Raw genomic sequence first — 24,861 nt, 5'->3', positions numbered from 1 at the left:
GAGGACAGGTGTGCGCATATCTCTCAGTTCCCTTGTGATCCGACCACGGCCATGCTAAGCCCGGGCCGGGTCGGGACGAAAACGCCTGACACCCTGTCTACGCCCCCGCGCTCGGCGGGGTTGCATCGAGATCCGATTGTCGCCGCGGGTCAGAGCACCATCGCGGCGAGCCATCCGGCCGCCAGCAGCGGCAGGTTGAAGTGCAGGAAGGTCGGGATCACCGTGTCGCGCATGTGGTCGTGCTGTCCGTCGGCGTTGAGGCCGGCGGTGGGGCCTAGCGTGGAGTCGGACGCGGGGGAGCCGGCGTCGCCCAGCGCGCCGGCCGTGCCGATGATGGAGACCGTGGCCAGGGGCGAGAATCCGAGCGACACGCAGAGGGGGACGTAAATCGCCGCGATGATCGGCAGCGTCGAGAAGGAGCTGCCGATGCCCATGGTCACCAGCAGGCCGACCAGCAGCATCGCGATGGCCGCAACTCCCTTGTTGCCCGCGAACAGGGCCGTCGTGCCCTCGACGAGCGGAGCGATCTGCTCCGTCGCGCGCATCACCGACGCGAAGCCCTGGGCCGCGATCATGATGAGGCCGATGAGCGCCATCATGCGCATGCCGCCGGTGAACACGGCGTCGGCGTCGGTCCACTTGACGGCCCCGGTGATGATGAACAGGCACAGGCCGAGCAGGGCGCCCACGAGGAGGGGGTCGGCGTCGGAGCCGGCCATCGTCAGCCAGGTCTGGACGCCGAACGACGCGACGATCGCCGCGAGCGCGACGGCGATGCGGTAGGGCTTGATCTCGGCGGGCGCGTCATGGTCGACCACGGCGTCGGGGTCGTAGTCGCGGGGGCGCCGGTAGGTCACGAACACCGCGATGAGGAGGCCGGCCACCATGCCCAGGGCGGGGATGCCCATGGCCGTCATCGGGTTGACGTCGCTGACGTCGAGGCCGGAGGAGATGATGTTGCCGTAGAGGATGTCGGTCAAGAAGATCTTGCCGAAGCCGATCGGCAGGAACATGTAGGTGGTCACCAGGCCGAACGTCAGGACGCTCGCGATCGCGCGCCGGTCGAGCCGCAGCCGGTTCATGATGACCAGCAGCGGCGGGATGAGCAGCGGGATGAACGCGATGTGCACCGGGATGATGTTCTGGCTCATGATCGACATCGCGAGGATGCCGGCGATGAGGCCGAAGGTGGTCCAGCGGGTGACCTTGTGCGACGGGGACAGGTCGTCGGCGTCGAGCTTGCGGATCATCCAGTTGGCCAGCAGTTGCGGCAGGCCCGAGTGCGCCACCGCCATGGCGAAGGCGCCGAGCAGGGCGTAGCTGAGCGCGATCTTCGCGCCCCCGGCCAGGCCGTCCTGGAAGGCGACCATCGTGGCCTCGAGGCCCAACCCCGCCAGCAGGCCGCCGGTCAGCGCGCCGAGGAAGAGGGCCAGTACGACGTGCACGCGGAGCACGGACAGCACCAGCATGACGACGACGGAGATGACGACGGCGTTCACAAGGACCCCTGGGGTGGGCGACGGTGGGCGCGCGCAGCTTATCGGACGCGGCCAGTGGCCGGCCGCCCGGGCCGGTTCAGCCGAGGGACGTCGCGATCGCGCCCCGCACGGGCTCGGCGAGCGTGACGGCGCCCACCCTCCGGCCGTGCCCGAGGACGGGCTCCGGATCGAGGGCCGACAGGGCGGCGGTGCCGTGGCCGAGCGCGGTGAGCACGGCGATGAGCACCGGCACCGTGGCGCGGTGGTGACCGTCGCCGACCTTGACGGCGATGCCCGTGCCGTCCGGCAGGCCGACCGCGTAGCAGCCCTCCGCCCCGACCTTGCACATGAGGCCGGGGACCTCGCGGTGAAGCACCACCTCGTCGCGGCGGGTCCCGGAGGCGTACTCCGGGTGGGCGCGGAAGGCGTCGGCGACGTGCCGTTCGGGCCCCTCGGCGGCGGCCGCGAGCCGCCCGAAGGACCGGGCCAGCCCCACCAGGCTGACGGCGAAGGCCGGAGCCCCGCAGCCGTCGACGACCGGGCCGCCCGCGTCCTCGCCCGTCAGATCCGCGATCGCCAGCCCGCAGGCGAGCTGAAGGGGGTGCGCCGGATCGAGGTAGGAGGCGGTGTCCCACCCCGCGCGCACGCAGGTGCGCAGCATCGCGGCGTGTTTGCCCGAGCAGTTGTGGGCCAGCGGCTCGCGGCCTCGGCCGGAGGCCAGCCACGCCGCCTGGGCGTCCTGATCGAGGGGGAGCCCCGGCGTCGTCCGGAGGTCCGAGGGCGTCAGCCCCGCGCCGGAGAGGATCGCGCGGACGCCGTCGAGGTGGAAGGGCTCGCCGGAGTGGGAGGCGCCGGAGAGCGCCAGGAGGGCGCCGTCGAGGTCGAGGCCGTGGCGGAGCATCGCGACGGCCTGCAGGGGCTTGAGCGACGAACGGGGCAGCATGGGCGAGCCGGTGTCGCCCAGCGAGAGCAGGGAGCCGCCGCCAGGCCCGGTCACGGCCAGCGCCCCGTGATGGAGACACTCGAGGTGGTCCCCACGCCACACCTCGGCCAGTACGGGATCCGCTGCATTCACCATGCGGGGGAGCCTAGGGCAGGAGTGGCGGAGGGCGTCTGTCGATGGGGTAGAGTTGGCGAAGGTTCCTCGCGCGGCGGTATCTCGCCCAACCCCCCCAGGGTCGGAAGGCAGCAAGGGTAAGTGAGCTCTGCCGGGTGCGCGAGGGGCCCTTTTCTTTGCCCTGGAATTGTCTGGCCTCTGGAATAGGGTGGGCGCGTGGACGACGAGTACGACGAGGACGAGAATGCCCTCCTCGACGAGGGATACGGCTCAGCGGACCTTCCGGACTTCGAGCCGATGGAGGGCGCCGGGCTGTTCGACGAGCCCGCGGAAGAGATCACGCAGCAGGCACCGACTATGGCCGCCGCGGTCGCCAGGGCGCCCGCCCCGCGCCGTCCCGAGGCCCCGCCGTCGCCGCTGGCGCTCTACCGCCGCTATCGGCCGGACACGTTCGCCGACGTCATCGGGCAGGAGCACGTCACCGTCCCGCTGCAGCGCGCGCTGTCCAGCAACCGGGTCAACCACGCCTATCTGTTCTCCGGGCCCCGCGGCTGCGGCAAGACCACCTCCGCCCGCATCCTGGCGCGCTGCCTGAACTGCGTCGAGGGACCCACGCCCGCCCCGTGCGGCGTGTGCGACTCCTGCCAGGACCTGGCGCGCGGCGGGCCGGGCTCCATCGACGTGATCGAGATCGACGCCGCGTCGCACGGCGGCGTCGACGACGCCCGCGACCTGCGCGAGCGCGCCTACTTCGCGCCCGTCGCGAGCCGCTACAAGATCTACATCATCGACGAGGCGCACATGGTCACGACGCAGGGCTTCAACGCCCTGCTCAAGCTCGTCGAGGAGCCCCCGCCACACACCAAGTTCATCTTCGCGACCACGGAACCGGAGAAGGTCATCGGGACCATCCGGTCGCGTACGCACCACTACCCGTTCCGCCTGGTTCCGCCCCGGCTGCTCACCGATTACCTCGGCGAGATCTGCCGCACCGAGGGAGTGGCGGTGGACCAGGCCGCGCTCCCGCTCGTCGTGCGCGCCGGCGCCGGGTCGGTGCGCGACTCGCTCTCGGTCCTCGACCAGCTCCTCGGCGGCGCCGGGGACGACGGCGTCAGCTATGACCAGGCCGCGGCTCTCCTCGGCTACACGCCCGACGCTCTGCTCGACGAGATCATGGACGCCTTCGCCGCCGGGGACGCCGCCGGGGTGTTCCGCACGGTGGACAAGGTCATCGAGGTCGGCCAGGATCCGCGTCGCTTCGCCGAGGACCTGCTCCGGCGGCTGCGCGACCTCGTCATCCTCGCTGCCGTGCCCGAGGCAGCGACCAACGGGCTGCTCGACGTCGCCGCGGACCAGGCGCAGCGCCTGCAGACGCAGGTGGCCGGCCTCGGCGCCGGGGAGCTGACCCGCGCCGCGGAGGTCATCGCTACCGGCCTGACCGACATGCGAGGCACCACGGCCCCCCGGCTGCACCTCGAGCTCATGTGCGCCCGGGTCCTGCTGCCGGGTGCCGACTCGGACGAGCGTGGCCTGCATGCCCGCATGGACCGCCTCGAACGGCGCGTCGGGATGATGGGCGGCCAGGCGGGGCCGGCCCCCGTCGAGGACTGGGCCGACGCCGGAGAGCCCACGGTGCGGATGCAGCGCCCGGCGGACCAGAGCCGCCGCGCCTCCGGCCAGGCACAGACTGCTCCGGCGGCTCCCGCTCCGGCGCCGGAGCCCGCCCCGGCCCCGGCAGCCGCGGCTCCTGCTCCTCCCGCCCCCGCCGCCGCAGTCCGCGAACCCGTGGCCGAGCGGCGGCCGGCCGCTGAAGCGCCCCGGCGCCGTCCCGCAGGCGCCCCGCCGGGATCCACCGTCGCGCCGCCCCCCGCGGCGCCTGAGCCTCCGGCCCCGGCCGGGCCCCGGCCGGACGGCGGCCCCGGGCAGCTCACCGCGGCGGAGTTGCGTCGCGTGTGGCCCAACGTGCTGGAGGAGGTCAAGCGTCGCCGGCGCTTCACCTTCATGCTGCTCAGCCAGCACGCGCAGGTGCTCGACGTCGCCGACGGCGTGCTCCACCTCGGGTTCGCCCAGACCGGGCCGCGCGACAACTTCGGCAGCGGTGGCAGCCAGGACGTCCTCGCGGACGCCATCATCGAGACCATCGGCGTCGAACTGCGGATCAACGCGGTCCTCGCGTCGGGGGAACAGGCCCAGGAACGCCCCGCCCAGCGGCCGTCCGGCGCCCCCGTCACGCCGCCCCCGCCCCCCGAGCCCGTCCGCGCGCCCGAGCCACCGGAGCCAGACGTCGACATCTCGTCCGACGACGAAGTGCTGGACAGCGCCCACAACGCCGAGGAACTGCTCAGCAGCACCTTCGGGGCCGAGATCATCGCGGTGCGCGACGCCGACGATGCCTGAGGCGCGGGCGCATAAGCTGTCCCCAGACCCATTCCAGGAGTGATGACCATGTTCGGTGACTTCGACATCAACGCCCTCATGCAGCAGGCCCAGCAGCTGCAGGAGGATCTGCAACGCGCTCAGGACCAGCTGGCCGACGCTCGCTTCACCGGCACGGCCGGCGGCGGTGCGGTCACCGTCGTGGTGAGCGGCAAGGGCGACCTCGAGGAGCTCGACATCACTCCCGAGGCGTGGGACCCCGAGGACACCGAGACCCTGTCGGCGCTCGTCATCGCGGCCTTCCGCGCCGCGAAGGCGGAGGCGGACGCCGCGACAGCCGCCGCGATGCCCGACCTCCCCGCCATGCCGGGCATGCCCGGTCTCGGCGGCTGACCCAGCCGTGTACGAAGGGCCCATCCAGGACCTCATCGACGCCCTGAGCCGCCTCCCAGGCATCGGTCCGCGGGGCGCGCAGCGCATCGCGTTCCACCTGCTCGACGCCCCCGAGGAGGACGTCATCGAGCTCGCGGACATGCTGCGGCGCGTCAAGCAGTCCACGCGGTTCTGCGAGGTGTGCTTCAACGTGTCTCAGGAGGAGCGCTGCCGCGTCTGCCGCGACCCGCGTCGGGACCGGTCCCAGCTGTGCGTGGTGGAGGAGTCCAAGGACGTCGTCGCCATCGAGCGCACCAACGAGTTCCGCGGCCTGTACCACGTGCTCGGCGGCTCCATCTCGCCCATCGACGGCCGCGGGCCGGCGGATCTGCACACGCGTGAGCTGTTCCAGCGGCTGGCGGACGGCGAGGTGTCGGAGGTCATCCTCGCCACGGATCCGGACACGCAGGGGGAGGCCACCGCCGCCTATCTCAGCCGGATGCTGCGCGACTTCGGCGTGCGGGTCACCCGGCCCGCGAGCGGACTACCGGTGGGCGGAGACCTGGAGTACGCGGACCAGGTGACGCTCGGCCGGGCTTTCGAGGGGCGGCGAGCCATGTTCGAGCCGGACCCGCGGCCTGCGCAGGCGGGCCTGCCGCACCCGTCCCCGGCGACACCCTGACCGTGCGGGCCTGCCCGGTCATCTGGGCGCGAGCGCGCGCAGGAGCGTCGCGACGGCGGAGGTCGCCTCCTCCGGCGTGCGGCCCCCGTAGTTGAGCAGGACGCCGCTGCGCCCCGGCCCGCCCGCCCAGCCTTCCGCGAGGTCCGCGACCCGGAGCCCCGCGGCCGCGCAGGCCTCGCGGACGCAGGCCGCCTCCGCCGGCCCCATCTCGAGCACCAGCAGGTGCCCGCTGTCGGTGACCGACGTCACCCCGGCCGCGGCCCGCAGCGCGTCGAGATGCCCCGCCACGGCCTCGGCCGCGGCGGACGAGCGACGCCGCGCGCGCCCGAGGCGCCGCTTGAGGCCGCCCGCCTGGAGGTAGCGGGCGAGGGCCCGCTGCAGCAGGGGGGCGACGCCCGCACCGAGGGCCTGCCGCGCCGCCGACAGGTCTTCGGCCCAGGACGGCGGGACCAGCAGGTACCCGGTTCCCACGTCACGGCCGAGGACGGCCGAGAACGTGCCGAGGTGCGCGACCCGGTCCGGCGCCAGGCTCCACAGCGGGGGCAGAGGCGGGCCCAGGTGCCGGTACTCGGAGTCGTAGTCGTCCTCGACCAGCAGCACCCCGCTGCGGGTCGCCCACGCGATGAGCGCCTGCCGGGCGGCGACGGGCATCGAGGTGCCGGATGGGAACTGGTGGTTCGGGGTCACGACGACGAGGTCGAGCGGCAGCGCGGCGTCCAGCGCCGCAGCGTCCATCCCGCCCTCCCGCACCGGGACCGGGATCACGTCGACGGCGAGCGCCTCCAGCACGCGCCGCAGCCCCGGGAACCCGGGGCTCTCCACGGCGACCCGGGGCGTCCGGCCGGACCGGCGTGCCGCCACGCCCAACAGCAGCGCGAGCCCCGCCCTGGCTCCCGCGGTGACGACGACGGTCGCCGCGGGCACCGCCATGGCCCGGACGAGGCGCAGGTGCTGCGCGACGGCGTCCTCGAGCTGCGGACCCCCGGGGGCGACGGCGGCCCGCAGCGCGCTGCGCCACGCCGCGTCGTCGAGGGGCCGCTCCGGCTCGGCCCCGGCCGTGAAGTCGGCGTGCGCGCGGCGCGGTGCTGCGCGCCCCAGGGCACCGAGCTCCGTCCGGGGCGCTGTGGCCACCAGGCGAGGTGCGACGCGGTAACCCGAGCGGTCCCGCGCGACCAGGTAGCCCTCGGCCACGAGCTGGTCGTAGGCGGCGGTGACGGTGCCGCGCGAGACCGACAGCGTGCGGGCTGCCGCGCGGCTCGACGGCACCGCGTCGCCGGAGGCCAGCGCTCCCGTGGCCACGAGCGCCCGCAGCGCCGCAGCGATCTGCGTGGGCAGCGGGGCTGACCCCGTGGCCCGGTCCAGGGTCACCGTGGCGAGCGCGTCGTGCATCACCCCAGAGTACAACTGGACCACTAGAATGCACCTGTATCTGGCTCTTGTCTGGTCCAGTGTGCGGGGCAAGGATCGACTGCATGACTGTAGAACTCGCTGCCGACCGCTCCCTCGTCAACACCGGCCTCGCCGAGATGCTCAAGGGCGGCGTCATCATGGACGTCGTCACCCCCGAGCAGGCCCGCATCGCGGAGGAGGCGGGCGCCGTCGCCGTCATGGCGCTGGAGCGCGTGCCGGCGGACATCCGGGCCCAGGGCGGAGTGGCGCGGATGAGCGACCCCGACCTCATCGACGGCATCATCGACGCCGTGTCGATCCCCGTCATGGCGAAGGCGCGGATCGGCCACTTCGTCGAGGCGCAGGTGCTGGAGGCGCTCGGGGTGGACTACATCGACGAGTCTGAGGTGCTGTCCCCGGCCGACTACGTCAACCACATCGACAAGACCCGGTTCCGCGTGCCGTTCGTGTGCGGGGCCACCAACCTCGGTGAGGCCCTCCGGCGCATCACCGAGGGCGCGTCCATGATCCGCAGCAAGGGCGAGGCGGGCACGGGCGACGTGTCGGAGGCCATGCGGCACCTGCGCACGATCCTGGGCGAGATCCGGGCCCTCGCGTCCCGCACCGACGACGAGCTCTTCGTCGCCGCGAAGGAACTGGCCGCCCCCTACGAACTCGTGCGGCGGGTCGCGCGCGATGGCAAGCTCCCCGTCGTGCTGTTCGTCGCCGGCGGCGTCGCCACGCCCGCGGACGCCGCGATGATGATGCAGCTCGGCGCCGACGGCGTGTTCGTCGGGTCCGGCATCTTCAAGTCCGGCAACCCCGCCAAGCGGGCCAAGGCCATCGTCGAGGCGACCACGCACTTCGACGACGCGGAGGTCATCGCGGCGGTGTCGCGGGGACTGGGCGAGGCGATGGTGGGCATCAACGTCGCCGACGTGCCGGCCCCCCACCGGCTCGCCGAGCGCGGATGGTGACGGTCGGCGTTCTCGCGCTGCAGGGGGCCGTCCGCGAACACGAGGCGGTCCTCGCCGGTCTCGGCTGCCACACGCGGCGCGTCCGGCGGACCGACGACCTCGACGGCCTGGCCGGCCTGGTCATCCCCGGCGGGGAGTCGACGGCGATCGCGCGGCTTGCGCGCGGCAGCGGCCTCCTGGGGGCGGTCCGGGCGCGCATCGACGCGGGGATGCCGGCCCTGGGGACGTGTGCGGGGCTCATCCTGCTCGCCGACGAGGTGGCGGACCCGGCTGCGCTCGCCGGACTGCCCACCGTCGGTGGGCTGGACGTGACCGTGCGCCGCAACGCGTTCGGGGGGCAGCTCGCCTCGGGCGAGTGGGACGTGGACCTGACGGTGTCCGCGACGACCGACGGTCAGCTCGCCTCCGGGACCGGGGCCGACCCGACCGATGGTCGGATGCGGGGCGTGTTCATCCGGGCGCCGCGCATCGAGCGCGTCGGGCCTGGCGTCGAGGTGCTGGCGGTCCGCGACGGCGAACCGGTCGCGGTCCGGCAGGGTCCGGTGGTGGCGTGCACGTTCCACCCCGAGCTGGTCCCCGACGCGACGCTCCATCGCCTCTGGCTCGCCGGCGCTGACCTGCACGACACGCCGTCGAACTCCGCCGTCGAGCCCTCATAGGGCCGCGACACCCGAGTTCGCCTGTCATTCGTGCTGGCCAGGGCGGCCCCCGGCGCCGACCGGCACCCCAGGCGGGTTCGCCAAACGTTCACCCAACAGTCACCCGAAGGTTGGGGACCTCGCCGCCCACGTGGCCTTGGATGGGGGAGTCCACCGACCCCTGAGGAGACTGACAATGAAGCGCCTGCTTCCGATGCTCGGCCACACCCGCGGCAACCGATCCGCCGTCACCTGCGAACTCAAGTGCGGCAGCGCCTGCGCGCACCCCGCCCCCAACACGTCCGGGACCGAGTCGTTCCGCGACATCGTGAGCGGGGTGTTCTCCCGCCGTGCCGCGCTCGGTGCAGGCGCGGGCGTCACCGGCGCGATCGTCGTCGGCTGGGCCGGCCAGCCCGCCGCCGCTGACTACGGCAACCCGCCCCGCGGCGGCGGCAAGCTCCCCTTCACGGCGATCGCGCCCACGGCCCGCACCGTCGACACGGTCACGGTGCCCGAGGGCTACCGCTGGGACCCGATCATCCGGTGGGGCGACCCGCTGTTCGACGACGCGCCCGAGTTCGACATCACCGCCCAGACCGGCGCCACCCAGAGCACGCAGTTCGGCTACAACTGCGACTACCTCAACATCATCTCCGACGGCCGCAACGACCGGTCCGGCTTCCTGGTGACGAGCCACGAGTACACCAACGAGAACATCATGTTCGCCCCGGAATACCGGGCATCGAACGCCAAGGACGTCGTCGACGCCGCCCTCGCCGCGCATGGGCTCTCCATCGTCGACCTCGCCCGCGACAAGGAGGGCGACGTCTGGCGCTACGTGCGCGGCGGCCGTCGCAACCGGCGCATCACCGGCTTCACCGAGTTCACCGTGAGCGGCCCGGCGGCGGGCTCCGATCTGCTCAAGACCGTCGAGGATCCCACCGGCACGCGGGTCCTGGGCACCCTCAACAACTGCGCCGGCGGCACCACCCCCTGGGGGACCGTCCTGTCCGGTGAGGAGAACTTCAACCAGTACTTCCGCGGCACCGGCTCGGCCGAGGAAGGGCGCTACGGGATCGGCGCCCGGGCCACGAGCCGCGGGTGGGAGCTCCACTACGACCGCTTCGACCTCACCAAACCCGGCTACGCGAACGAGGCCAACCGCTTCGGCTGGATCGTCGAGGTGGACCCCGAGGACCCGACGTCGACGCCGGTCAAGCACACCGCGCTGGGCCGCTTCAAGCACGAGGCCGGCGCCGTCGCGCTGTCCCCGTCCGGCCACGCGGTGGTCTACATGGGCGACGACGAACGTCACGACTACGTCTACAAGTTCGTCTCGTCGGGCACGTACCGCGAGGGTGACCGGGCGCACAACATGACGCTGCTGCAGGACGGCACGTTGTACGTCGCGCGCTTCTCCGGCAACTCGCCGCAGGCCGAGATCACCGGCACCGGTGCTCTCCCGGCCGACGGGGCGTTCGACGGCACCGGCGAGTGGATCCCGCTGGTGAGCGGTTCCGACTCCCACGTTCCCGGCATGAGCGCGGAGGAGGTGCTCGTGTTCACGCGCCTCGCGGCGGACAAGGTCGGCGCCACCCCGATGGACCGGCCCGAGGACGTCGAGCCCAACCCGGTCACCGGCAAGGTGTACCTGGCGCTGACGAACAACAGCCGACGCACCGCCGTCGACGAGGCCAACCCCGTCACCGCGAACCGCGACGGTCACGTCATCGAGCTGACGGAGTCCGACGACGACGCCGCCGCCGCGACCTTCACCTGGAGCATCCTGCTGCTGTGCGGCGATCCGGAGTCCTCGGTCTCGGCCTACTTCGCGGGCTTCCCGAAGGACAAGGTGTCGCCGATCAGCTGCCCGGACAACCTGGCGTTTGACTCGGAGGGCACCCTCTGGATCTCGACCGACGGGCAGCCCGGCACCCTCGGCCTCAGCGATGCCCTGCACAAGGTGACGCTCACCGGCCCGGAGCGTGGCCGCGTCCAGCAGTTCCTCGCGGTCCCCGTCGACGCTGAGACCTGTGGCCCGGTCATCCACGACCAGGACCAGTCGGTGTTCGTCGCCGTGCAGCACCCGGGAGAGGACGGCGAATGGGGCGCCCACACGTCGCACTTCCCGGACCAGCTGACCGACGGCCGGGTCCAGGCGGGCGACAAGGTCGCCGCCCCGCGTCCGAGCATCGTCCAGGTGACCCGCACGTCGGGCAACCGCTCGCGGAGGTGACATCCTCCCCTGAGGAGGTCGGCGTCGCGTAGCGACAGTCGGCCGTCTGTCTCCGGTCCCTGAGGAGGTCGGCGTCGCGTAGCGACCGTCGGCCGTCTGTCTCCGGTCCCTGGGGAGGTCGGCGTCGCGTAGCGACCGTCGGCCGTCTGTCTCCGGTCCCTGAGGAGGTCGGCGTCGCGTAGCGACCGTCGGCCGTCTCGAAGGGTTGTGGGTCTGGCTCTGTCTGGCGTGGAGGTTGCGTCACGACCCTTCGAGACAGCCCACGCGCCGTCGGCGGTGGGCTTCCTCAGGGATCGGGGGTGCGCCTGCGGCGGTGGGCTTCCTCAGGGGTCGGGGGGTGCGCCTGCGGCGGTGGGCTTCCTCAGGGATCGGGGGTGCGGCTGCGGCGGTGGGCGTCCTCAGGGATCGGGGGGGCGCGCCGTCGGCGGCGGGCTTCCTCAGGGATCTGGGCGGGTGCCTTCCACTGGCGGCATCTTCGTGCGCGACGATGCCAGGCCGGAGGAATCGGCGGTGGGGTGTCGTAGTGTGGCACGGGTGACGGAGCCAGTGATCACCGCCCGGGCGCTCACGAAGCGCTACGGCACCCTCACCGCGGTGGATGGGATCGATTTCGAGATTGCCCGCGGGGAGTCGTTCGGGTTCCTCGGCCCGAACGGGGCGGGCAAGTCCACGACCATGCGCATGATCGCCGCGACGTCGACCCGCACCGACGGCGAACTGACCGTCCTCGGCCTCGACACCAACCGGCACGGTCCCGAGATCCGCGCGCAGCTCGGCATCGTTCCGCAGGGGGACCTACTCGACGAGGAACTGCGCGTCATCGACAACCTCACCGTGTATGGCCGCTACTTCGGGCTGCCGCGCTCCTACGTCAAGCAGCGCGCCGAAGAGCTCCTCGACTTCGCGCAGCTGAGGGAGAAGCGAACCGCCCGGGTCGACGGCCTGTCCGGTGGCATGAAGCGCCGTCTCACCATCGCCCGCGGACTGATCAACAACCCCCGGATCATGCTCCTCGACGAGCCCACGACCGGCCTCGACCCCCAGGCCCGCCACATCCTCTGGGATCGGCTGTTCCGGCTCAAGGAGGAGGGGGTGACGCTGGTCGTCACCACCCATTTCATGGACGAGGCGGAGCAGTTGTGCGATCGGCTCGTGGTCATCGACAAGGGGCGGATCGTCGCCGAGGGCAGCCCGTCGTCGCTCATCAGGCACTACTCCACCCGCGAAGTGCTCGAGGTGCGGTTCGGCTCCGGCCGCAACGCCGACGCGGCTGCCCAGCTGGCGGGGATCGGGGACCGGCATGAGGTGCTGCCGGACCGGGTCCTGGTGTACGCCGACAACGGTGAGCACGCGCTCCAGGCCGTGCTCGAACGCGGGCTGGACCCGGTCACATCCCTTGTCAGGCGGTCGTCGCTCGAGGACGTCTTCCTCCGCCTCACCGGACGGAGCCTGATCGAGTGAGCGCGCGCCTCACCACTCACGCACCGGTCGTCGACCGCAGCATGGCCGCCGACCATCGCGTCGTCGCGCGATGGGGCTGGTGGGCGGTCGTCGAACACCATCTCCACCGGATGCGCCGCTATCTCGTGACGCTCCTCGTCACCGGCATCGGTTCGCCGGTCGTCTACCTTCTGGGGCTGGGCGCCGGCCTCGGGGTCCTCGTCGACGGCGGCTCCGGCATCGAGGGAGTGCCGTACCTCACGTTCATCGCGCCGGCTCTCGTGATGTCGACGGTGATGCTCACGTCGTCGCAGGAGAACACCTACGGCGTGTTCGGTGGCTTCAAGTGGTTCAACACCTTCACCGCGATGCGTCTGACGCCCATCAGCCCGGCCCAGATGGCGGTCGGGGTGCAGGTGGCGGCGCTGCTGCGCGTGGTGCCGGTCATCGCGTTCTACCTGGCGGCGCTGGTGCTGTTCGGGATCGCGGACCCGCTGCGCGCGCTGGCGCTGCTCCCCGTGGGGCTGCTGTTGTCGGGGGCGTTCGGCTTCGCCGTCATGGCCTGGGTGGCCACCCAGAAGGACGACCGGGGCCAGCTGTCGTTCATCGAGCGGTTCGTCGTCGTGCCGCTGACGCTGTTCTCCGGCACCTACTTCCCCCTCGACACGCTCCCTGGATACCTCCAGCCGATCGGGTGGATCTCCCCGCTGTGGCACGCCGCCGAGCTGGGCCGCTGGGCCATGTACGGGCACGTGCTATCGGCGGCCCGGGTCGCCACGCACGTCGGTGTCCTCCTCCTGGTGGCGGCCGTGGGCGCATGGTCGTCGATCAGGACGTTCCGCCGGAGGCTCGACGAATGAGCGTCGGACTGCGCGCGCGGGCGCCCCGGGTGCCCGCGCCCCTCAGAGGCCTCTACGGCGGCAACACCCGATCCGTCGTGGCCCGCGGCATGCGCGTCATCGCCCGCAACAACTGGCTCATCGTGCTGACGGGTTTCTTCGAGCCCGTGTTCTACCTGCTGTCGATGGGCCTCGGGCTGGGCGCCCTCATCGGCACCGTCGACTTCTACGGCCGCGACGTGCCCTACGCGGCGTACATCGCTCCGGCCCTCATGGCGGTCTCCGCCATGAACGGAGCCCTGTACGACTCGACGATGAACGTCTTCTTCCGCATGCGCTACGGCAAGCTGTACGACCAGATGTTGTCAACGTCGCTCGGGCCGATGGACGTGGCGCTCGGCGAGATCATCATGGCCCTCTTCCGCGGCCTGCTGTACGCCTGCGGTTTCATGGTCGTCACGACGGCGCTGGGCCTGAACCTGGCCTGGACGGCCGTGCTGGCGATCCCGGCGGCGCTGATGGTGGCCTTCGGGTTCGCCGCCGTCGGATTGGCGGCCACCAGCTACATGAAGTCGTTCCAGCACCTCGACATCGTCTACTTCGTCATGCTGCCGATGTTCCTGCTCTCGGCGACCTTCTTCCCGATCTCCGTCTACCCGGAGTCGGTGCAGTGGGCGATCATGGCCATGCCGCTGTGGCACGCCGTCGACATGGTGCGGCAGCTGACGACGGGGCTGATCCAGCCCTCGATCTGGGGTCACCTGGGCTACTTCGCGGTGATGATCGTGATCGGCACCACCGTCGCGACGCTGCGCCTGCGCGCCCTCTTCCTGCGCTGAGGCCCCGCCCCGCGTCCGGAGCCGGGTGCCCACAGGCGTACCCTGTCGGAGGAAGGGGTGCACGTGGGCAACAGGGACTTCAGGATCGAAGCGACGAGGCTCACCCCCCGAGAGGCCGTGGAGCACTACCGCTCCCTCGTCGGCCAGCACCTCATCAGCGTCGCCGGCCTGTGGCCGACGCGGCGCGATTACACGGGGCTGCGCTCCTCCTGGGCCAAGGACCTGCTCGCCGGCGTGACGGTCGGCGTCGTGGCCCTGCCGTTGGCGCTCGGCTTCGGGGTCGCTTCCGGGAGTGGGCGCCGCGGCAGGGCTCGTCACCGCCATCGTGGCCGGCGTCGTCGCGGCGGTGTTCGGCGGCAGCCACCTGCAGGTGTCCGGGCCGACGGGCGCCATGACCGTCGTGCTGCTCCCGGTGACCGCCAAGCACGGCGTCGCCACCGTGCCGCTGCTGGCCATCCTGGCCGGCCTCCTCGTCATCGCCATGGCGCTGACGGCGGTCGGACGGGCCGTCGAATTCATCCCGGTCTCGGTCGTCGAGGGATTCACCATCGGCATCGGCGTCATCATCGGGCTGCAGCAGCTCCCGCTGATCCTCGGCACTGAACGCGGTGAGGCGGAGTCGACGCTGGTGTCGTCGTGGCTGACGCTCGGCGCCACGGACTGGACCCGTGCCTGGCAGCCACTGGTGGTCGCGGCCGGCGTCATCGCGCTGCACCTCGTGGGCCACCGGTTCTTCCGGCACCTCCCGCTGTCGCTGATCGCGATCGTGGTCGCCACCGGCGCCATCGCCCGCACCGCCGTCAACGTGCGGTCGGGGGCCCGCACCCGGCTGGCGTCGGTTTCCCACGCCGTCGTGCTGCTGCTCGTGATGCTGCTGCTCGGGCCCTTGGTGTCGCGGATCCCCATGGCGGCGCTCGGCGGCGTGCTGCTGGTCACGGCTGGGCGCATGATCAACCTCCGGCTCGTGCGGACGCTCACCCACCGCCGTGGACGAGGCGACCCAGGCCGTGATCCTGCGCTGCCACCGCATGCGCATCCTGGACGCGTCCGGGGCAGATGCCATCAAGGCGGTGGCCCGGCAGCTGCGGGCCCGCGACATCGTGTTCGTGGTGCAGGGCATGACCGAGTCGCAGCTACGGACCTGTCGCCTCATGCGGGCCTTCGACGAGGACTGCCACGTGCGGGAACTCTCCGAGGCCGTCACCCGCGTCGAGCGGGACCTGGCGTCGCGGGTCTGATGCCCCGCCGTCGCCGGCCACCGTGGTCGGAGTAGCGTGGCCGCTGTGACCGAACAGCGACGTTACGAGGTCCTTCCCGGCAACCATGGCTCCCGGGTCAAGGTCAATATCCGCGGCGGAGACATCCTGTGGACCCCGCGACTCAACCGTGGCACCGCCTTCACGCACGAGGAGCGTGAACAACTGGGGCTCGTCGGGCTGCTGCCGACGGGCATCACGCCCATCGACGCCCAGCTGCACCGCGCCTACGAGCAGTTCCTCGACGCCCGCACGCCGATGGCCAAGTACCGGCGGCTGACGGCCCTGCGCGACCGCAACACCGTGCTCTTCTACCGGCTGCTCAGCGAGCACCTCGAGGAGATCATGCCGATCGTCTACACCCCGACGATCGGTGACGCCATCGAGCAGTTCAGTCACCAGTTCACCCGCCTGACCGGCGTGTTCCTGTCCATCGACGCCCCCGACACCATCGAGCAGTCGCTCGAGGCCAGCGGGAGGGGCGCGGACGACGTCGACATCATCATCGTCACCGACTCGGAGGGCATCCTCGGCATCGGGGACCAGGGTGTGGGCGGAATCCAGATCTGCCACGGTAAGAAGAGCCTCTACACCGCCGGCGCAGGCGTCGACCCGGACCGCATGCTCGCCGTCGGCCTCGACGTCGGCACCGACAACCTGGGGCTGCTCAACGACGACCTGTACCCGGGGCTGCGGCACGCGCGGGTCCGGGGCCGGCGCTACGACGAGTTCATCGAGGCCTTCGTCGCGGCCGCGCAGCAGCTCTACCCGCACGCCATGATCCACTGGGAGGACTTCGGGGCCGCCAACGCCCACACGATCCTGACCCGGTACCGCGACCGCATCTGCACCTTCAACGACGACGTGCAGGGCACCGCCGCCGTGGTCAGCGCCGCCGCGCTGGCGGCCATCAAGGGTCTGGGGGAGCGGCTGCGCGACCAGCGCATCGTCATCCACGGCGCCGGAACGGCCGGCATCGGCATCGCGGACCTGTGCCGCGACATGATGGTCGAGTCGGGGCTGTCCGAGCAGGAGGCGCACGACAGGTTCTGGTGCCTCAACAGCCGCGGCCTCATCCTGGAGGACTCCGCCGGGGTGCGCGACTTCCAGCGCCCCTACGCGAGGCGCCCCGACGAGGTGGCCGCGTGGGACACCGACGACCGCGGCCGCGTCACGCTGGCCGACGTGGTGCGCAACGTGCATCCGACGATCCTCATCGGCACGTCCGGACAGCCGGGCGCGTTCTCGGAGCCGATCATCCGCGACATGGCGGCCCACGTGTCCCGGCCCATCGTCATGCCGCTGTCGAACCCGACGACGCTGGCCGAGGCCACGCCGTCGGACGTCCTCGACTGGACCGACGGGGCGGCGCTGCTGGCCACCGGCTCGCCGTTCGACCCGGTCGTCCGGGACGAGGCGGTCTATCACGTGGCGCAGGCCAACAACGCGCTGGTGTTCCCCGGGCTGGGACTCGGGGTGGCCGTGTGCCGGGCGAGCCGCGTGACGGACCGGATGATCGCGGCCGCGGCGAGGGCCGTCGCGTCGCTCGTGCATCTGCGCGCGCCGGGCGCCCCGCTGCTGCCCCGGATCGGGGATCTGAGGCGGGTGTCCGCGACCGTCGCGATCGCGGTGGCGAGGGCCGCGGCCGAGGACGGCGTCGCGGGCGTCGAGCTGGAGAACCCGGTCCAGGACGTGTTCGACCGCATGTGGCAGCCGGTCTACCCCGAACTCGTTCTCGGTTAGGTCCGCTGGGGGTGCCGCCCTGCCGTCCCCCACCCTCGCGGTAGGCCATGGGTTTCGACCCTTCGAGACATCCCGCGGTCGCTTCGCGACGCGGGATCCTCAGGGATCGAGGGTGGGTCCCTCCGCCCAAGCGGCGTGATCCCTCCGCTCCCTGAGGAGGACCGTCCGCGAAGCGGCGTGGCCCGTCCCCCTCCGCTCCCTGAGGAGGGCCGTCCGCGAAGCGGCGTGGCCCGTCTCGAAGGGTTGTGACTGCACCGGGCAAGCAATCGCGTTGACTCTGAGGGGTAACGGAGATCTCGGGGGCTGCTCTGAGGGGGTCTCATTCGGCTAGGTCTTCCCGGCCTGACTCGCGGAAGGTCAGGAGGGGAGGAGCTGGTCGATCCGCTCGACGACGTAGGTGGGACGCTGGTCCTCCGGCAGCGCCGCGACGTCGTCGCGCGTCGACTCCCCGGTCAGGACCAGAGCCGACGGCATGCCCGCCGCGACCGCCATCGCGATGTCGGTGTGCAGCCGGTCGCCGACCATCAGACACCGCGACACCTCCAGCCCGAGGCCGCCCAGTGCCGCCTCCAGCATGACGGGGGAGGGCTTGCCCAGGCTGGCGGAGCATGCCACGCCGGTGCAGGCCTCGATGGCAGCCGTGATCGCCGCGCAGTCCGGCTCGCCGCGACCCCCGGGATACGGGCAGAACCGGTCCGGGTTGGTCTGGATGAGGATCGCGCGCTTGTGGAACCACAGCGCATCGAAGGCGATCTGCAGCTTGCGGTAGTCGAAGGTGCGGTCGTAGGACGCCACGACGATGTCGATCTCGGCGGGGTCGTCGGTCAGGCTGAACCCGGCCTCCCGGAGCGCGCGCTTGAGCGGCTCCTCGCCGACGACAAACAGCGCCGCGCCAGGGTGGTGGTCGAGCAGCCAGCGGGTGGTGGTGACGATGGTGTTGGCGATGTCCTCCAGGGCCGTCGGCAGGCCGAGCGACTCGAGGAGCGCCCGGATATCCCTGGGGTCCCGGGTCGCGTTGTTCGACAGGAACCGCACTGACCTCCCGGCCGCGCGGACCTCGCTGATGAGCCGGGCGGCGCCGGGTAGCAGGTCGTCGCCGAGCACGACGGTGCCGTCCAGGTCCAGGACGTAGGCGTCGTACCAACCGCCCGGCCGCGGGGCCATCGCGGTGCTAGAGGGTCTCGCCCGGCAGCGACACGCCCACCTGGCGGCGCAGCTCGTCCATGGTCGCCATGACGGCCAGCGTCTCGTCGAGTGGCAGGATGTCGGACTCGAGCCTGCCTTCGGCAACCAGCGCGGCGAGGTGCGCCGCCTGGTAGCACAGCCCCTCGTGGCCGGGGATGGAGCCCGCCTCGGAGGTGGCGCGCTCCCCGTCGCGGCGGGTCACGGTGACCGGCTGCGGGCCGTAGAAGGGGCCGGGGATGTCGAGGCGCGCCTCGTCGCCAGCGACGAAGGCGAGGGTGGGGGTGAGGGCGGCCAGCGTCGTCGTGACGATGCCGTGAGCCATCGGGTGCCGTTCGAATCCGGTCAGCACGGCCGAGATCTGCCGGTCCACGCCGGTGAACGCCGTCGTCCCTGCCGCCAGCGCGCGGCCGGGGGCGCCGAGGGCGAAGTGGGTGAAGCTCACCGGGTAGACGCCGAGATCCAGCATCGCGCCGCCGGCCTTCGCGGGGTCGAACAGCCGGAAATCCGGGTCCTTCGGGAACCACTGGCCGTGGTCGGCGAACGCGGTCTCGATCTCGCCGAGGGCGCCGTCGGCGAGCACCTGCCGCACCACGTCCATGTGGGGGAGGAAGCGGGTCCACATGGCCTCCATCGCCGCGACCCCGGCCGCGCGGGCGGCGTCGACCACCTCGGTGGCCTCAGCCAGGTTGCGCGTGAACGCCTTCTCCACCAGCACGTGCTTGCCGGCGGCGATGGCCAGGAGGGCGTTGTCGCGGTGTTCGCTGTGCGGGGTCGCGACGTAGACGACGTCCACCTCCGGGTCCGCCGCCACCGCCTCGTAGCCGACGGTGCTCCGCTCGATCCCGTGCCGGGCGGCGAACTCGGCGCCCTTCTCCGCGGTCCGCGACCCCACGACCACCACACGCTGCCGGGTGTGCGCGTGCAGCGCCTCGACGAAGCGTTCGGCGATCCAGCCGGTGCCGAGCATGCCCCACCGCAGCGGGGGAGCGTCCATCGGGTCGGGCGTGCGGGAAACGGGCAGCGTGAACGTCATAGGGCCCAGTCAACCACCTCAGAGGACGGTCGGCCGCGCGTTCCGGGGCGGCGTCAGCGCCGGGGTGAGGGCGAGCGCGACGAGGGCGGTGATCGGCACCACGATGAGCGCCCACCGTAGGCTCACGGTGTCGCCGACGATGCCGATCAGCGGCGGTCCCGCGAAGAAGCCCAGCCGCATGAGCCAGGTCACGAACGTCAGCCCGGAGCCGTGCGCCATGCCGGGCAGTTCGTCGGCCGCGTGCATGGCCGACGGGATGCCGGTCGCGATGCCCCATCCGGCGCAGGCGAAGCCGATGATGGTGGAGGCCGGGTGCGGGAACGCGACGGCCAGGCCCATCCCGAGCGCGGCCACGCTCACGCCCAGCGTGACCGCGGGGCGCGCGCCGATGCGGTTGACGAGGGCGTCGCCGGTGAACCGGCCGATCATCTGGGCACCCTGGAGCGCGACGAAGGCCAGGCCGGCGACGAAGGGCATGACCTCGAACATGCCGTCCATGTAGATCGCGCCCCAGGACGCGGCGCTCTCCTCCACCAGGCCGACGGACGCCCCGAGCAGGCCGAGCGCGATGAGCCGCAGCCAGAGTGAGGCGGGGATGCGGCGCTGCGGGCGGAGTTCGGCCGCGGCCTCGTCGACGGGCGCCTGGTCCTTGCCCGGCAGCAGCAGGGTGCGGGCGAACAGCGCCATGCCGCCGAACACGACGGCGGCCACGACGGCCTGCAACCACAGCGCCATCTCCACCTGCGCGGCTGCTGAACCGAGGATGCCGCCGCACACCGCGCCGATCGACCACCATCCGTGGAAGGAGTTGAGGATCGTGCGGCCGTAGAGTTTCTGGACCCGCAGCCCGTGGGCGTTCATGGAGATGTCGGTGATGGCGTCCATCGCGGCCATCGTCGCGAGCGAGGCGGCGAAGAGCGCCAGCGTCGGCGCGTTGGCGACGGCGTTGAGCATGAGGATGCCGAGCAGCAGGGTCGTTGTCGCCACCGTCGCCGACGAGAACCTCCGCACCAACCGGGCGGTGAACAGCCCCGCGATCAGGCCACCCACCGGACCCAGGCCGACCGCGATGCCGAACGCGGTGTTCGACGCTTCCAGCGCGGCCTTGATCTCCGGATAGCGCGGGAGGAGCGACGACCACGCGACGCCGTTGAGCCAGAACAGCAGGATGACGCCCCAGCGGGCGCGCACGACTTCCTTGGGCATGGGTACTTCCGAGGGGCAGGAGGGCCGTCGCGCTCGGCGCGGCGGGTGGGGTTGGAGCGCTTCGATCCTGCCAGATCGGCCCCGGCAGCACCAATGACCGGCAAACTCGGGGCCCGGCGGCGTGGGGGCGGTCGAGGGGACAGTTCGACGGCGTGTCGTGCCGGTGGGGCGGGGCGTCGGTAGCCTGGGGCGCATGAACTTCGACGTCGTTGACCTCATCCGGACCAAGCGCGACGGGGGCAGGCTCTCCGACGCGGAGATCGACTGGGTGATCGCCGCGTACACCACCGGCGGGGTCGCCGACTACCAGATGTCGGCCCTGGCCATGGCCATCCTCCTGCGCGGCATGGATCGCGCCGAGATCGCCCGGTGGACCGCCGCGATGATCGCCTCGGGCGAGCGGATGGACTTCTCGTCGCTCACCCGCCCGACCGCGGACAAGCACTCGACCGGCGGGGTGGGGGACAAGATCACGCTGCCCCTGGCCCCTCTCGTCGCGGTGTTCGACGTCGCGGTGCCACAGCTGTCCGGCCGGGGACTCGGGCACACGGGTGGCACGCTCGACAAGCTCGAGTCGATCCCGGGCTGGCGCGCGGACCTCAGCAACGACGAGATCCTCCGCCAACTCGACGACGTCGGCGCGGTCATCTGCGCCGCCGGGTCCGGCCTCGCGCCGGCGGACAAGAAGCTCTACGCACTGCGCGACACCACCGGCACCGTCGAGGCCATCCCGCTGATCGCCAGTTCCATCATGAGCAAGAAGATCGCCGAGGGCACCGGTGCCCTGGTGCTGGACGTGAAGGTGGGCTCGGGTGCGTTCATGAAGTCACTGGACCAGGCCACCGAACTGGCCCGCACGATGGTGGACCTCGGCAAGGACGCGGGCGTCACCACCGTCGCCCTGCTCACCGGGATGGACACCCCGCTGGGCCGCACCGCCGGCAACGCGCTGGAGGTGCGGGAGTCCCTCGAGGTCCTCGCGGGCGGCGGCCCGGCGGACGTGGTCGAGCTCACGGTGGCGTTGGCCCGGGAAATGTTGGCGGCCGCCGGCAAGCCGGACGTGGACCCGGCCCCGGCCTTGCGGGACGGTCGCGCCATGGACGTGTGGCGGCGGATGATCGCGGCTCAGGGCGGCGACCCTGACGCGCCGCTGCCGATGGCCGAGCATCGGCACACGGTCGTGGCCGAGCGCGGGGGATTCGTCAGCCGGATGGACGCGTTCGCCGTCGGCGTGGCCGCGTGGCGGCTCGGCGCGGGTCGCGCCCGCAAGGAGGACGATGTGCAGGCGGTCGCCGGCGTTGAGATGCATGCCAAGCCCGGCGACCGGGTCGCCGCGGGTCAGCCGCTGTTCACGCTCCATACCGCGACCCCTGAACGCTTCGATCGGGCGCTGGCGGCGCTCGACGGCGCCGTCGACTACAGCGATGCCGCCGTCGAGGTGCCGGGGCTCATCCTCGGCCGGCTCGACTGACGAACCGCCAGCGGTCACATCCGACTCGGCGCCCTCCCGAAGGCCGTCTCCAGCGCGCGCAGCTCGTCGACCATCTCGCGGGGCAGGCGCCAGCCGAACGTGTCGAACCAGCGGCCGATGCGCGGCACCTCGTCGCGCCACTCGGTCTCCGTGTATCCGACGACCCCGGCGAGGTCCTCGTCGCTGATGTCGAGGCCGTCGACGTCCAAGCCGCCCGGCGCCGGCACATAGCCGATCGGCGTCTCGACCGCGTCGACCTTCACGTCGACCCGCTCCGCGACCCACTTCAGGACGCGCGAATTCTCCCCGAAGCCCGGCCACATGAAGCGGCCGTCGGCGTCGCGGCGGAACCAGTTGACGTAGAAGATCTTCGGCAGCGCCGACGCGTCGGAGCGGCGCCCCATGTTGATCCAGTGCTGGACGTAGTCCGCGACGTGGTAGCCGATGAACGGCAGCATGGCCATCGGGTCCCGGCGCAGCACCCCGACGGCGCCGGAGGCGGCCGCCGTCGTCTCTGACGAGCAGGTGGCGCCCATGAACACGCCGTGCTGCCAGTCCCGGGACTGTGTCACGAGCGGGATGGTGTTCTCGCGGCGCCCGCCGAAGATGATCGCGTCCAGGGGCACGCCCTCGGGGCGGTGGTAGTCGTCGGACAGGATCGGGCACTGCTCGATCGGCGTGCAGAACCGGCTGTTCGGGTGCGCCGCCTTCTCGTCCGGGCGCCCGCCGACCGGCCCGCCGACGCCGCGCCACTGCCTGCCTTTCCAGTCGACGACCTGCTCGGGCTTCTCGGCCGTCATGCCCTCCCACCACACGTCCCCGTCGGGGGTGAGCGCGACGTTGGTGAAGATCGAGTTGCCGCCCTCGATGGTGCGCATGGCGTTCGGATTCGTCGCATAGCTGGTGCCGGGGGCGACGCCGAAGAACCCGGTCTCGGGATTCGTGGCGTACAGCCGGCCGTCCGCGCCGAACCGCAGCCAGGCGATGTCGTCGCCCAGCGTCTCCACCCGCCAGCCGGGGACCGTCGGCTCCAGCATGGCGAGGTTGGTCTTGCCGCAGGCCGACGGGAACGCGGCGGCGATGTGGTACTCGCGGCCCTCGGGCGAGATGAGTTTGAGGATCAGCATGTGCTCGGCCAGCCAGCCCTCGTCGCGGGCCATCACCGACGCGATCCTGAGGGCGTAGCACTTCTTCCCCAGCAGCGAGTTGCCGCCGTACCCGGAGCCGTAAGACCAGATGACCCGGTCGTCGGTGAAGTGGACGATGTACTTGGTCTCGTTGCACGGCCACGGCACGTCGGTCATCGAGCCGGTCAGGGGCATGCCGACGGAGTGGAGGGCCGGCACGAAGTCCGCGTCGCGCTCCTCCATGCGGGCCATCACCTCGGCGCCCATGCGCGTCATGATCTTCATCGACAACGCGACGTAGGCGGAATCGGTCACCTCGACGCCGAACTTCGGGTCCGGCGCGTCCAGGTGGCCCATGCAGAAGGGGATCACGTACATCGTCCGGCCGGCCATGGCGCCGTCGAACAGCGGCGTCATGATCCGCCGCATCTGGTCCGGATCCATCCAGTTGTTGGTGGGGCCGGCGTTGCGCTCGTCCTTGGAGCAGATGAACGTCTGGTCCTCCACGCGCGCCACGTCGTCGGGGTCGGTGCGGGCGAGGATCGAATTCGGCTTGAGGTCCGCGTTGAGCCGGATGATGGTGCCCTTGGCCTCCAACTCGGCCACCAGCGCGGACCACTCGTCCTCGGAGCCGTCGCAGTAGTGAATAGCATCCGGCTGGCAGAGATCCACCACCTCGTCCAACCAGGCCAGGAGGCGGGGGTGCGTGGGCGGCGTGCCCGTGGTCGGAAGGTCGACGCGGGTACGGCGGACATCTATGGCGGTGGACATTTGTCTCCTCGAAGCGACACTGCCTTACTGGACGCGCGTCGTCGTTGAGCGGCGCCCACCCCCACGTTAGCCCTCTTTGCGGCGCGAGAGGCGGCGGCGGCGCCGTTCGGGTCGCTGGTACCGTCGAGGCTGTGCGCGATGTGATGATGGCGGGCGCGGCCCTGGCCGCGGTGGCGCTGCTGGCTGCCTGCGGAGCCGCCGTGGACGACCCCGCTCCTCTTCCGACACCGTCCGGAAGTGCGGCCAGCATCGTGGCGCCGACCTCGCTTCCCCCGCTGGAGACCTCGCCGGCGCCGGAGGAGACGGCCGCAGAGCCGGAGCCCTCCCTGGAGTTGGCGCCCACGGCGACGCTCAGCCCCGTCGCCAAACCCACCCCGCAGGGCGGGCCCTGGACCGCCGTGACGGCCGCGATGTCGACGAAGGCCGACGTCGAGGCGGCGGCCGGCCTACCCGCGTCCTTCCAGGAGTTCCTCGGAGTCCGGATCGGTTACGCCGACGAGACGGGCTGCGTCACCACTCACGTGTCGGTGAGCGCCGTCCACCCGGACGGGTTCGTCGTCGGGGACGAGTCCACCACCTGTGGCGACAGGCGCACCGTGTGGGGCATCACCGAGGGCCGCTGGCACTACATCGTGGCGTTCCAGGACGCGATGCCGTGCCGCGACCTGACCCAGAACGACATCCCGCCGGGCGTGCCCGGCCTGCGCTGCCTCGACGACGTCGGCGCCGCGCGGGACTACTGAGGC

Annotated in this window: 20 protein-coding genes, 1 other RNA gene and 1 pseudogene; 15 read left to right on the top strand and 7 right to left on the bottom strand. The window is 71.8% G+C overall.

Translation table 11 applies throughout. The features are described from left to right. Positions 1-149: 149 nt before the first annotated feature. Positions 150-1,499, bottom strand: a complete 1,350-nt coding sequence (locus tag ACFQPD_RS10820; protein WP_385900643.1) for a Na+/H+ antiporter family protein — start codon at positions 1,497-1,499, stop codon at positions 150-152. Positions 1,500-1,575: 76 nt separating this feature from the next. Continuing rightward, on the bottom strand, positions 1,576-2,556 hold the full coding sequence (locus tag ACFQPD_RS10815; RefSeq protein WP_385900641.1) for an asparaginase: 981 nt from the start codon (positions 2,554-2,556) through the stop codon (positions 1,576-1,578). A 57-nt stretch (positions 2,557-2,613) separates the two neighbouring features. Here ACFQPD_RS10815 and ffs point away from each other — a divergent pair. The 4 genes from ffs (at position 2,614) to recR (ending at position 5,965) form a co-directional block, all read left to right on the top strand. Then, an RNA gene (gene ffs, locus ACFQPD_RS10810) (signal recognition particle sRNA small type) lies at positions 2,614-2,710 on the top strand. Between the two features lie 41 nt (positions 2,711-2,751). Next, a complete protein-coding gene (locus ACFQPD_RS10805; protein WP_385900640.1) occupies positions 2,752-4,932 on the top strand; it encodes a DNA polymerase III subunit gamma and tau in 2,181 nt (726 codons plus the stop codon). Between the two features lie 42 nt (positions 4,933-4,974). Continuing rightward, a complete protein-coding gene (locus ACFQPD_RS10800; protein WP_385900639.1) occupies positions 4,975-5,304 on the top strand; it encodes a YbaB/EbfC family nucleoid-associated protein in 330 nt (109 codons plus the stop codon). Positions 5,305-5,311: 7 nt separating this feature from the next. After that, a complete protein-coding gene (gene recR / locus ACFQPD_RS10795; protein WP_385900637.1) occupies positions 5,312-5,965 on the top strand; it encodes a recombination mediator RecR in 654 nt (217 codons plus the stop codon). A gap of 18 nt (positions 5,966-5,983) precedes the next feature. On the opposite strand, the gene ACFQPD_RS10790 is transcribed toward recR, so the two are convergent. Then, the gene (locus tag ACFQPD_RS10790) at positions 5,984-7,354 is read right to left on the bottom strand and encodes a PLP-dependent aminotransferase family protein (RefSeq protein ID WP_385900636.1); all 1,371 of its coding nucleotides are present in this window, start codon (positions 7,352-7,354) and stop codon (positions 5,984-5,986) included. Between the two features lie 83 nt (positions 7,355-7,437). On the opposite strand from ACFQPD_RS10790, the gene pdxS reads away from it, so the two are divergent. The 9 genes and pseudogenes from pdxS (at position 7,438) to ACFQPD_RS10745 (ending at position 17,322) form a co-directional block, all read left to right on the top strand. Then, the gene (pdxS, locus tag ACFQPD_RS10785) at positions 7,438-8,331 is read left to right on the top strand and encodes a pyridoxal 5'-phosphate synthase lyase subunit PdxS (RefSeq protein WP_068749733.1); all 894 of its coding nucleotides are present in this window, start codon (positions 7,438-7,440) and stop codon (positions 8,329-8,331) included. Then, a complete protein-coding gene (gene pdxT, locus ACFQPD_RS10780; protein WP_385900634.1) occupies positions 8,325-8,990 on the top strand; it encodes a pyridoxal 5'-phosphate synthase glutaminase subunit PdxT in 666 nt (221 codons plus the stop codon). The genes pdxS and pdxT overlap by 7 nt, the downstream gene beginning before the upstream one ends. A gap of 175 nt (positions 8,991-9,165) precedes the next feature. Next, entirely contained in the window at positions 9,166-11,205 is a 2,040-nt protein-coding gene (locus tag ACFQPD_RS10775) for a PhoX family protein (RefSeq protein ID WP_385900633.1), read from the top strand. A gap of 525 nt (positions 11,206-11,730) precedes the next feature. Next, on the top strand, positions 11,731-12,666 hold the full coding sequence (locus ACFQPD_RS10770; RefSeq protein WP_385900631.1) for an ABC transporter ATP-binding protein: 936 nt from the start codon (positions 11,731-11,733) through the stop codon (positions 12,664-12,666). Then, complete coding sequence (locus ACFQPD_RS10765) at positions 12,663-13,505, top strand: ABC transporter permease (protein ID WP_385900629.1); 843 nt, start codon at positions 12,663-12,665, stop codon at positions 13,503-13,505. Before ACFQPD_RS10770 ends, ACFQPD_RS10765 begins: the two co-directional genes overlap by 4 nt. After that, positions 13,502-14,323, top strand: a complete 822-nt coding sequence (locus tag ACFQPD_RS10760; RefSeq protein ID WP_068749726.1) for an ABC transporter permease — start codon at positions 13,502-13,504, stop codon at positions 14,321-14,323. Before ACFQPD_RS10765 ends, ACFQPD_RS10760 begins: the two co-directional genes overlap by 4 nt. 289 nt (positions 14,324-14,612) lie before the next feature. Beyond that, positions 14,613-15,275: pseudogene (locus tag ACFQPD_RS10755) on the top strand (SulP family inorganic anion transporter); the annotation flags it as partial. A 76-nt stretch (positions 15,276-15,351) separates the two neighbouring features. Continuing rightward, complete coding sequence (locus tag ACFQPD_RS10750) at positions 15,352-15,561, top strand: hypothetical protein (RefSeq protein WP_385900696.1); 210 nt, start codon at positions 15,352-15,354, stop codon at positions 15,559-15,561. 45 nt (positions 15,562-15,606) lie between these two features. Further along, positions 15,607-17,322 carry an NAD-dependent malic enzyme gene (locus ACFQPD_RS10745; RefSeq protein WP_385900628.1) on the top strand — a complete coding sequence of 572 codons (1,716 nt, stop codon included), beginning with the start codon at positions 15,607-15,609 and terminating at the stop codon, positions 17,320-17,322. A gap of 357 nt (positions 17,323-17,679) precedes the next feature. On the opposite strand, the gene ACFQPD_RS10740 is transcribed toward ACFQPD_RS10745, so the two are convergent. Genes ACFQPD_RS10740 through ACFQPD_RS10730 form a run of 3 tightly spaced genes read right to left on the bottom strand, consistent with a single transcriptional unit; the run spans position 17,680 to position 20,746 of the window. After that, entirely contained in the window at positions 17,680-18,486 is an 807-nt protein-coding gene (locus tag ACFQPD_RS10740) for an HAD-IIA family hydrolase (protein ID WP_385900627.1), read from the bottom strand. A 7-nt stretch (positions 18,487-18,493) separates the two neighbouring features. After that, a complete protein-coding gene (locus ACFQPD_RS10735; protein WP_385900625.1) occupies positions 18,494-19,540 on the bottom strand; it encodes a Gfo/Idh/MocA family protein in 1,047 nt (348 codons plus the stop codon). A gap of 18 nt (positions 19,541-19,558) precedes the next feature. After that, positions 19,559-20,746 (bottom strand): MFS transporter, encoded by a 1,188-nt coding sequence (locus ACFQPD_RS10730; protein WP_078920068.1) that lies wholly within the window; start codon positions 20,744-20,746, stop codon positions 19,559-19,561. A 193-nt stretch (positions 20,747-20,939) separates the two neighbouring features. Here ACFQPD_RS10730 and ACFQPD_RS10725 point away from each other — a divergent pair, with 193 nt between their 5' ends. Then, the gene (locus ACFQPD_RS10725; protein ID WP_385900624.1) at positions 20,940-22,217 is read left to right on the top strand and encodes a thymidine phosphorylase; all 1,278 of its coding nucleotides are present in this window, start codon (positions 20,940-20,942) and stop codon (positions 22,215-22,217) included. A 14-nt stretch (positions 22,218-22,231) separates the two neighbouring features. On the opposite strand, the gene ACFQPD_RS10720 is transcribed toward ACFQPD_RS10725, so the two are convergent. Continuing rightward, the gene (locus ACFQPD_RS10720) at positions 22,232-24,115 is read right to left on the bottom strand and encodes a phosphoenolpyruvate carboxykinase (GTP) (protein WP_385900623.1); all 1,884 of its coding nucleotides are present in this window, start codon (positions 24,113-24,115) and stop codon (positions 22,232-22,234) included. A 131-nt stretch (positions 24,116-24,246) separates the two neighbouring features. Between ACFQPD_RS10720 and ACFQPD_RS10715 the strand changes: the two genes are divergently transcribed. Next, positions 24,247-24,858 carry a hypothetical protein gene (locus ACFQPD_RS10715; protein WP_385900621.1) on the top strand — a complete coding sequence of 204 codons (612 nt, stop codon included), beginning with the start codon at positions 24,247-24,249 and terminating at the stop codon, positions 24,856-24,858. The last annotated feature ends 3 nt before the right edge of the window (positions 24,859-24,861 follow it).

It is taken from the genome of Tessaracoccus sp. O5.2 (assembly GCF_964266725.1).
Classification (GTDB): Bacteria; Actinomycetota; Actinomycetes; order Propionibacteriales; family Propionibacteriaceae; genus Arachnia; species Arachnia lapidicapta.
This window is presented reverse-complemented; position numbering and strand designations above follow the sequence as displayed.